An 8,694-nucleotide genomic window follows, 5' to 3' on the forward strand; every position below is an offset into this window, starting at 1 on the left:
CCATCAGCTACACCCACCCGCGCCGCCGCCGCACCAGCAGCGAGCCGCCCGAGCCCGCCCCCCGGCCCGCCGCCGCGGCGGAGCCCGGGCAGCCCCCGCGGCCGGTCGCCGGCGACGCCAGCGGCTGGTCCATGGACGAACGGCTCTACAACCAGGTCTGGGGCATGTTCGAGGACCTGGCCCGCACGGTCGCCGCCTACCGCAGCGCCGTGGAGTTCGCCGACTCCCGCATGGACCGCGAGCTCGACGAGGCCCTCTCGGACCCGCGCCACCGCCTCGGCGGCTCCGGCAACGCCGCCCGCGACACCGCCCGGGCCCGCCGCGAGGAACTGGTCGCCCAGGCCCAGGCCGTCCTCGACCGGGACCTCGCCCAGCTGATCGCCGAGTCGGAGGTCGTCGAGCCCGCGCTGCCGGCCTCGTACGCCCGCTGGGACAACCCGGTCTGGCACGGCCACCGCACGCCCGAAGAGGGCCCCCTCGCCCTGCGCCTGGGCGACCTGCACCTGCCCGAGCGGCCCGACCTGCGCATCCCCATGCTGGTCCGGCTCCCGCTGGAGCGCGGACTGTGGATCGACAACGGCCGCACCGGTTCCGAGGCCGCCATGGCCATGGACACCGACCGGCTGCGCCGCGCCGCCATGGACATGGCCGTCGCCCACGCCGTGCGGCTGCTCGCGGTCCACCCCGCCGACCGGTTCTCCGTCCACGTCATCGACGCGGCCGGGGCCGGCGCCGCCTCCCTGGCACCCCTGGTACGGGCCGGGGTGCTGGCAGCGCCGCCCGCCGCCGGGGCCGCGGGGGTCACCAGGACGCTGGCCGAGCTGACCCGGCGGGTGGACCTCGTACAGATGGCGCTGCGGGCCGGGGCCCCCGAGGACCTGCCGCCGGACGTGGACACGGCCGAGCAGCTGCTCATCGTGCACGACTTCCCGCACGGCTTCGACGACCGGGCCGTCACCCAGCTGCGCTACCTCGCCGACGAGGGCGCGTCGGTCGGCGTGCACCTGCTGATGGTCGCCGACCGCGACGAGGCCTCCGCCTACGGTCCGCTGCTGGACCCGCTGTGGCGCTCCCTGATGCGGCTCTCGCCGGTCCCTGACAACCACCTCGCCGACCCCTGGGTGCAGCACGCCTGGACCTTCGAACCGAACCTCCCGCCGCAGGGCAGCAGGGTCCTCGACCAGGCACTCGACCGAGTGGCGGAGGCCCGGCGCACTACTCGTCCGTGACCATCCTTTGGCATTCCCTTTACCTTTACCGCCTTCGGCGGGTAAGCTCGTCGGCGCGGAGGGGAGTATTCCTGCTTTCCTGCTACGGCGTACCCGTCAATACGGACCCTTGCGTTTGAACGAGCGCAAGCCGGTCCCGGGGCGTCGGCCCACGGCCTCCAGGCCGCCCGGGTGGAAGAGACCTCCGGCAGCGATGACGCTGACGAAGTGCTGAGCCATCCGCCGGAGGCGTGTTCACCATGGAAGTTTCCTGGGCCCTTTGGGTCGCGACCATTCTCGGTCTGTCCCTCCTCATCGGTGCCGACTTCTTCATCGGCCGCAAGCCCCACGACGTGTCGATCAAGGAAGCCGGCACCTGGACGGTCGTCTGGATCGTCCTCGCCGCACTCTTCGGCCTCGGCCTGTGGTTCTTCGGGACCCCGCAGGCGTCGCAGGAGTTCTTCGCGGGCTTCATCACCGAGAAGTCCCTGAGCGTCGACAACCTCTTCGTCTTCGTCCTGATCATGGCGAAGTTCGCGGTGCCCTCCCACCTCCAGCAGCGGGTGCTGCTCGTCGGCGTGCTGATCGCACTCGTCCTGCGCGCGGTCTTCATCGCCGCCGGCGCCGCGATCATCGCCAGCTTCAGCTGGGTCTTCTACATCTTCGGCGCGTTCCTGATCTACACCGCCTGGAAGCTGATCCAGGAGGCCCGCAAGGACGAGGACGACGAGGAGTTCGAGGAGAACCGCCTCCTGAAGTCCGTCGAGAAGAAGTTCGGCGTCGCCGACCAGTACCACGGCACCAAGCTCTTCATCGTCAACAACGGCAAGCGCATCATGACGCCGCTGATGATCGTCATGCTGGCCATCGGCACCACCGACGTGCTGTTCGCGCTGGACTCGATCCCCGCCATCTTCGGCCTCACCCAGGACCCGTACATCGTCTTCACGGCCAACGCCTTCGCGCTGATGGGTCTGCGCCAGCTGTACTTCCTCATCGGCGGCCTGCTCAAGAAGCTGGTCCACCTCAGCTACGGCCTGTCGATCATCCTCGGCTTCATCGGCGTCAAGCTGGTGCTGCACGCCCTGCACGAGTCCGGGGTGCACGTCCCGGTCATCTCGATCCCGGTCTCCCTCGGCGTCATCTGCGGTGTCCTGGTCATCACCACGATCACCAGCCTGATCGCCTCGAAGAAGCAGGCGGCGGCCGAGGCCGCCGCCCGCACCGAGAGCATCGACGCCTGACCGAGGTCCGCGGACCTCTGCGCGGACTACACGGGGGCGGCCGAAGCGGCCGCCCCCGTTTCCGTTTCCATCTCGTCGAAGCCCGCGCCCGTCCGCTTCTGCACCACCAGCGGGCTGGTCTCCGGCAGCCGCGCGAAACAGGCGAGGCTGACCAGCGCGATCGCGGTGAGGTACGCCGCGACGCCCCACGGCGGACCGGAGCCGTCCGCCAGCGCCGTCGCCACGATCGGCGTCAGCGCCCCGCCCAGCACCCCGCCCAGGTTGTAGCCGACGGCCGCCCCCGTGCAGCGGATCCGCGGGGCGTACAGCTCCGGCAGGTACGCCCCCACCACCGCGAACATCGTCACCATGCCCAGCAGCGCCACGGCGAAGCCGAGCGTCATCAGCACCGGGTCGGCCGTCCGCATCAGCGCCACCAGCGGGAACATCCACACGGCGCTGGCCGCGCAGCCGGCCAGGCACAGCGGCCGCCGGCCGTAGCGGTCGCCGAGCATCGCCATCAGCGGGGTCATCAGGCCCTTGAACGCGACGGCCGCCATGATGCAGGCCAGCATCGTCGTGCGGCTCACCGAGAGGTGCTCGGTGGCGTAGGCGAGGGACCAGGTGGTCACCGCGTAGAAGACGGCGTAGCCGACGGCGAGGGCCCCGCCGGTCAGCAGGAGCAGCCGCCAGTGGCCCCGGACCACCCCGGCGAGCGGGGCGTCGGCCCGCCGCCCGGTCGCCGCGAGCGCCCGGAACTGCGGGGTCTCCTCCACCGAGCGGCGCAGCCACAGCCCGGCCAGGGCCAGCAGCCCGGCCGCCCAGAACGGCACGCGCCACCCCCACGAGGCGAACTGGGCGTCGGTCAGCGAGGCGGACAGCCCCAGCATCAGGCCGTTGGCCAGCAGGAACCCCACCGCCGGACCGATCTGCGGGAAGCTCGCCCACAGCCCGCGCCGGCGCTCCGGCGCGTGCTCGGCGGTCAGCAGCACCGCCCCGCCCCACTCCCCGCCGAGCCCGAGGCCCTGGAGGAAGCGCAGCAGGAGCAGCAGTACCGGCGCGGCGATGCCGATCGTCCCGTACGTCGGTACGCAGCCGACCGCGACCGTGGCGAGGCCGGTGAGGAGCAGGGAGGCCAGCAGGACCGGGCGCCGGCCGTACCGGTCGCCGATGTGGCCGAAGAGGGCGGATCCCAGCGGGCGGGCGAGGAAGCCGACGCCGAAGGTGCCGAAGGCGGCGAGGGTCCCGGCGAGCGGGGAGAAGGACGGGAAGAAGAGCGGCCCGAGCACGAGCGCCGCGGCCGTCCCGTAGACGAAGAAGTCGTAGAACTCGATCGCGGTCCCGGCGAGCGCGGCAGAGGCGAGCCGCAGTATGCCGGGCCGCCGGGCGGGGCCGCCGTCGTCAGCGGCCCGCGGGGCCGGAGCGGGGGTGGCGGCGGGGACAGGGGGCGGGGAGGGGTCCTGTTGCATGCCGCACCAGATACCGCCTCCCCGTCCGCCGGGACATGAGTTCGGCCGTCAACGACCGGAAGGAGTGCTCCGCGTCGGGAAGTTGACGCGTTGCGGTCCCTACCAGCCGCGCTCGCGCCACTCCGCCAGGTGCGGACGCTCCGCGCCGAGCGTGGTGTCGTTGCCGTGGCCCGGGTAGACCCAGGTCTCGTCCGGCAGCTGCTCGAAGAGCTTGTGCTGGACGTCGTCGAGGAGGCTCTTGAAGGCCTCCGGGTCGTCGTGGGTGTTGCCGACGCCGCCCGGGAACAGGCAGTCGCCGGTGAACACGTGCGCGTGGCCGTGCGGGTCGTCGTAGACCAGCGCGATCGAGCCGGGGGTGTGGCCGACCAGGTGCCGCGCCGTCAGCTCGACCCGCCCGACGCGCACGGTGTCCCCGTCCGCGACCGGGACGTCGGTCGCGACCGGGATGCCCTCGGCGTCGAGGGCGCCCGCGTAGGTCCTCGCCCCGGTGGCCGCCACGACCTCCGCGAGCGCGCCCCAGTGGTCGCCGTGCCGGTGGGTGGTGACGACGGAGGCGATGCCGTCGTCGCCGATCAGGTTCAGCAGCGTCTGCGGTTCGGCGGCCGCGTCGATGAGCAGCTGCTCGTCGGTGGCCCGGCAGCGCAGCAGGTACGCGTTGTTGTTCATCGAACCCACCGCGACCTTGGAAATCATCAGGTCCGCGAGCTCGTGCACGTCGGCCGGACCGCCGACCTTGACCTCTCCGGTGTACGTCATGTGTTGATCCTAGAGGTGTCTTCCTACAACGGCGGGAGCTCGGGGAGGGGGCCGCCCGTGGTGGTCAGGGAGGCGCCCTTGTCGCCGCGGCCGGCGAGCCAGGCGAGCAGTGCGGCCGGGGAGCCGGAGACGGTCACGGCCGGGTCGCCGGCGGAGCCGGTGCGCCAGGTGCGCCCGTCGGTGGCGGCCAGGGCCGTCGCGGGCACCTCCGGACGGCCCGACCAGCGGTCGGCGAGGAAGGTGATCTCGCGCTCGGTGAACTCCTCCGGGAGGTCGGAGAGCTCGTAGCCGATGTTCAGGTCGACGTGGTGCAGGTCCACCTCGACCCAGCGGCGGAAGGGGACGTTCGCCGCGAGGTCCGTGACGCCGTTGCGCAGCTCGACGGTGCGCGACCAGTCCTGGTCGTGCTCGGTGGTGGCGAGGAAGCGGGCCGCGGAATCACCGAGGTCCGTCAGGTGTTCTTCCAGGGACCGGCCCGCGTCGCGGGCGATGTCCGCGTCGCGGCTCTCGCCGCTCTCGTACATCGGGCGCCCCTCGAAGACGTTGACGAGGGCGTCGGCGTTGCGCGCGAGGTGGGCCAGGATGTGGCCGCGGGTCCAGCCGGGGAGGTGTGACTCCTCGGAGAGGGCGCCGTTGTCCAGTTTCGCGACCGCGGTCAGCAGTCGGTCCGTGGCTTCACGTACAGATCGCAGGTCGTGCACATGATCAGTCATGACTTCGAGCCTAGTGGCTCGGGGGCGACGGCCACACGATCGGGTGAAGAGGTCTGCGGAGTGCCGTAAATCGAATGTGCGTGCTATACGCTCGAAGTCCAAGCTCCATCTCCACCGCAGAGGCGCCCCCCATACCCTGGGACGGGGGCCGTGCCCCCCGCTCTCTCAAGAAAGGTGCGGACCGGCGTGACCGACCGTCTCATCGTTCGTGGCGCTCGCGAGCACAACCTCAAGAACGTCTCGCTCGACCTGCCCCGCGACTCTCTCATCGTCTTCACCGGACTCTCCGGGTCGGGCAAGTCCTCCCTGGCCTTCGACACGATCTTCGCCGAGGGCCAGCGCCGCTACGTCGAGTCGCTCTCGTCGTACGCCCGTCAGTTCCTCGGCCAGATGGACAAGCCCGACGTCGACTTCATCGAGGGCCTCTCCCCGGCCGTCTCGATCGACCAGAAGTCCACCTCGCGCAATCCGCGCTCCACCGTCGGCACCATCACCGAGGTCTACGACTACCTCCGCCTGCTCTTCGCCCGCATCGGCAAGCCGCACTGCCCCGAGTGCCGCCGGCCCATCTCGCGCCAGTCGCCGCAGGCGATCGTGGACAAGGTGCTCGCGCTCCCCGAGGGCAGCCGCTTCCAGGTGCTCTCGCCTCTGGTGCGCGAGCGCAAGGGAGAGTTCGTCGACCTCTTCGCCGACCTCCAGACCAAGGGCTACAGCCGGGCGCGGGTGGACGGGGAGACCATCCAGCTCTCCGAGCCGCCGACCCTGAAGAAGCAGGAGAAGCACACGATCGAGGTGGTCATCGACCGCCTCACCGTCAAGGACAGTGCCAAGCGCCGGCTCACCGACTCCGTGGAGACGGCCCTCGGCCTCTCCGGCGGCATGGTGATCCTGGACTTCGTCGACCTCGCCGAGGACGACCCCGAGCGTGAGCGGATGTATTCCGAGCACCTCTACTGCCCGTACGACGACCTGTCCTTCGAGGAGCTGGAGCCGCGCTCCTTCTCCTTCAACTCGCCCTTCGGCGCCTGCCCCGAGTGCACCGGCATCGGCACGCGCATGGAGGTGGACCCGGAGCTGATCGTTCCCGACGAGGACAAGTCCCTCGACGAGGGCGCGGTCTCGCCGTGGTCGCTCGGCCACACCAAGGACTACTTCCAGCGGCTGATCGGCGCGCTGGCCGGGGAGCTGGGCTTCCGCACGGACATCCCGTGGGCCGGGCTGCCGGTACGTGCGAAGAAGGCCCTGCTCTACGGTCACCGGACGCAGATCGAGGTCCGCTACCGCAACCGCTACGGACGCGAGAGGGCCTACACGACGGCCTTCGAGGGCGCCGTGCCGTTCGTGAAGCGCCGGCACTCGGAGTCCGAGAGCGACGCCAGCCGCGAGCGCTTCGAGGGCTACATGCGCGAGGTGCCCTGCCCCACCTGTGAGGGCACCCGCCTCAAGCCGATCGTGCTCGCCGTGACGGTGATGGAGAAGTCCATCGCCGAGGTCGCCGCCATGTCGATCAGCGAGTGCGCGGACTTCCTGGGCCGGATGCGCCTCGACGCCCGCGACAAGAAGATCGCCGAGCGGGTCCTGAAGGAGGTCAACGAGCGGCTCCGCTTCCTCGTGGACGTCGGTCTGGACTACCTCTCCCTCAACCGGGCCGCCGGCACCCTGTCGGGCGGCGAGGCCCAGCGCATCCGGCTCGCCACGCAGATCGGCTCCGGCCTCGTCGGCGTGCTGTACGTGCTGGACGAGCCCTCCATCGGCCTGCACCAGCGAGACAACCACCGGCTGATCGAGACGCTGGTGCGGCTGCGGGACATGGGCAACACCCTCATCGTCGTCGAGCACGACGAGGACACCATCAAGGTGGCCGACTGGGTCGTGGACATCGGTCCGGGCGCGGGCGAGCACGGCGGCAAGGTGGTCCACAGCGGTTCGCTCAAGGAGCTGCTGAAGAACACCGAGTCGATGACCGGGCAGTACCTGTCGGGCAAGAAGTCCATCGAGATCCCGGACATCCGCCGGCCCGTGAACGGTGAGCGCAGGCTGACCGTCCACGGAGCCAAGGAGAACAACCTGCGGGACATCGACGTGTCCTTCCCGCTGGGCGTGCTCACGGCCGTGACCGGTGTCTCGGGCTCCGGAAAGTCGACCCTGGTCAACGACATCCTCTACACCCACCTGGCGCGCGAGCTGAACGGCGCCCGCTCGGTGCCGGGCCGGCACACCCGCGTGGAGGGGGACGACCTCGTCGACAAGGTGGTCCACGTCGACCAGTCGCCCATCGGCCGGACGCCCCGGTCGAACCCGGCGACCTACACCGGTGTCTTCGACCACGTGCGCAAGCTCTTCGCCGAGACGATGGAGGCGAAGGTGCGCGGCTACCTGCCGGGCCGCTTCTCCTTCAACGTCAAGGGCGGCCGGTGCGAGAACTGCTCCGGCGACGGCACGATCAAGATCGAGATGAACTTCCTGCCGGACGTCTACGTCCCGTGCGAGGTCTGCCACGGCGACCGGTACAACCGGGAGACGCTGGAGGTCCACTACAAGGGCAAGTCCATCGCGGAAGTCCTGAACATGCCGATCGAGGAGGCGCTGGGCTTCTTCGAGGCGGTTCCGACGATCGCGCGGCACCTCAAGACGCTGAACGAGGTCGGCCTGGGATACGTCCGCCTCGGCCAGTCCGCGCCGACGCTGTCGGGCGGTGAGGCACAGCGCGTGAAGCTGGCCTCCGAGCTGCAGAAGCGCTCGACGGGCCGGACGGTGTACGTGCTGGACGAGCCGACGACGGGCCTGCACTTCGAGGACATCTCGAAGCTGATCAAGGTGCTGTCGGGGCTGGTCGACAAGGGCAACTCGGTGATCGTCATCGAGCACAACCTGGACGTCATCAAGACGGCGGACTGGGTCATCGACATGGGCCCCGAAGGCGGTTACGGCGGCGGCCTGGTGGTGGCCGAGGGCACGCCCGAGCAGGTGGCCTCGGTGGGCGCGAGCCACACGGGCAAGTTCCTGCGGGACATCCTGGGCGCGGACCGGGTCTCCGACGCCGGGGCGTCCCCGGTGCGGGCCACGGCGAAGAAGGCCCCGGCCAAGAAGGCGGTCGCCGCGAAGAAGGCGGCCCCGGCGAAGAAGACGGCGGCCAAGAAGACGACGGCCAAGAAGACGACGACGCGGGCCCGCAAGGCCTAGGGAGTGTCCGCAAAGTAGCGTCGGCCGCCCGGAGGGCGGGCGCGCCGGACCCCGCCGCGCAGGCGGGACTTTGCGGACACGACCTAAAGGGTGTTGCAGAAGGTCCGTCTCGGGCAGGGCTGAGTGGGCCGTTGACCTGCTG

General features: G+C 70.6%; 5 protein-coding genes and 1 pseudogene. 3 read left to right on the top strand and 3 right to left on the bottom strand.

The window, feature by feature from the left end; genetic code table 11:
* Both IG86_RS0137575 and IG86_RS0137580 read left to right on the top strand, forming a co-directional pair.
* Positions 1 to 1,229, top strand: a pseudogene (locus IG86_RS0137575) (TerD family protein); the annotation flags it as partial.
* A gap of 239 nt (positions 1,230 to 1,468) precedes the next feature.
* Entirely contained in the window at positions 1,469 to 2,452 is a 984-nt protein-coding gene (locus IG86_RS0137580; RefSeq protein ID WP_030831250.1) for a TerC family protein, read from the top strand.
* 26 nt (positions 2,453 to 2,478) lie between these two features.
* Here IG86_RS0137580 and IG86_RS0137585 read toward each other — a convergent pair whose 3' ends face one another.
* From IG86_RS0137585 to IG86_RS0137595, 3 genes are all read right to left on the bottom strand, one after another.
* Entirely contained in the window at positions 2,479 to 3,804 is a 1,326-nt protein-coding gene (locus IG86_RS0137585) for an MFS transporter (RefSeq protein ID WP_051785649.1), read from the bottom strand.
* A gap of 195 nt (positions 3,805 to 3,999) precedes the next feature.
* On the bottom strand, positions 4,000 to 4,656 hold the full coding sequence (locus IG86_RS0137590; RefSeq protein ID WP_030030532.1) for an MBL fold metallo-hydrolase: 657 nt from the start codon (positions 4,654 to 4,656) through the stop codon (positions 4,000 to 4,002).
* A gap of 23 nt (positions 4,657 to 4,679) precedes the next feature.
* On the bottom strand, positions 4,680 to 5,369 hold the full coding sequence (locus IG86_RS0137595; protein ID WP_030831256.1) for a maleylpyruvate isomerase family mycothiol-dependent enzyme: 690 nt from the start codon (positions 5,367 to 5,369) through the stop codon (positions 4,680 to 4,682).
* A 186-nt stretch (positions 5,370 to 5,555) separates the two neighbouring features.
* Between IG86_RS0137595 and uvrA the strand changes: the two genes are divergently transcribed.
* Positions 5,556 to 8,552 carry an excinuclease ABC subunit UvrA gene (gene uvrA, locus IG86_RS0137600; protein WP_030902961.1) on the top strand — a complete coding sequence of 999 codons (2,997 nt, stop codon included), beginning with the start codon at positions 5,556 to 5,558 and terminating at the stop codon, positions 8,550 to 8,552.
* Positions 8,553 to 8,694: the final 142 nt, after the last annotated feature.

Origin of the sequence: Streptomyces virginiae (genome assembly GCF_000720455.1) — a bacterium.
GTDB classification, from domain to species: domain Bacteria; phylum Actinomycetota; class Actinomycetes; order Streptomycetales; family Streptomycetaceae; genus Streptomyces; species Streptomyces virginiae.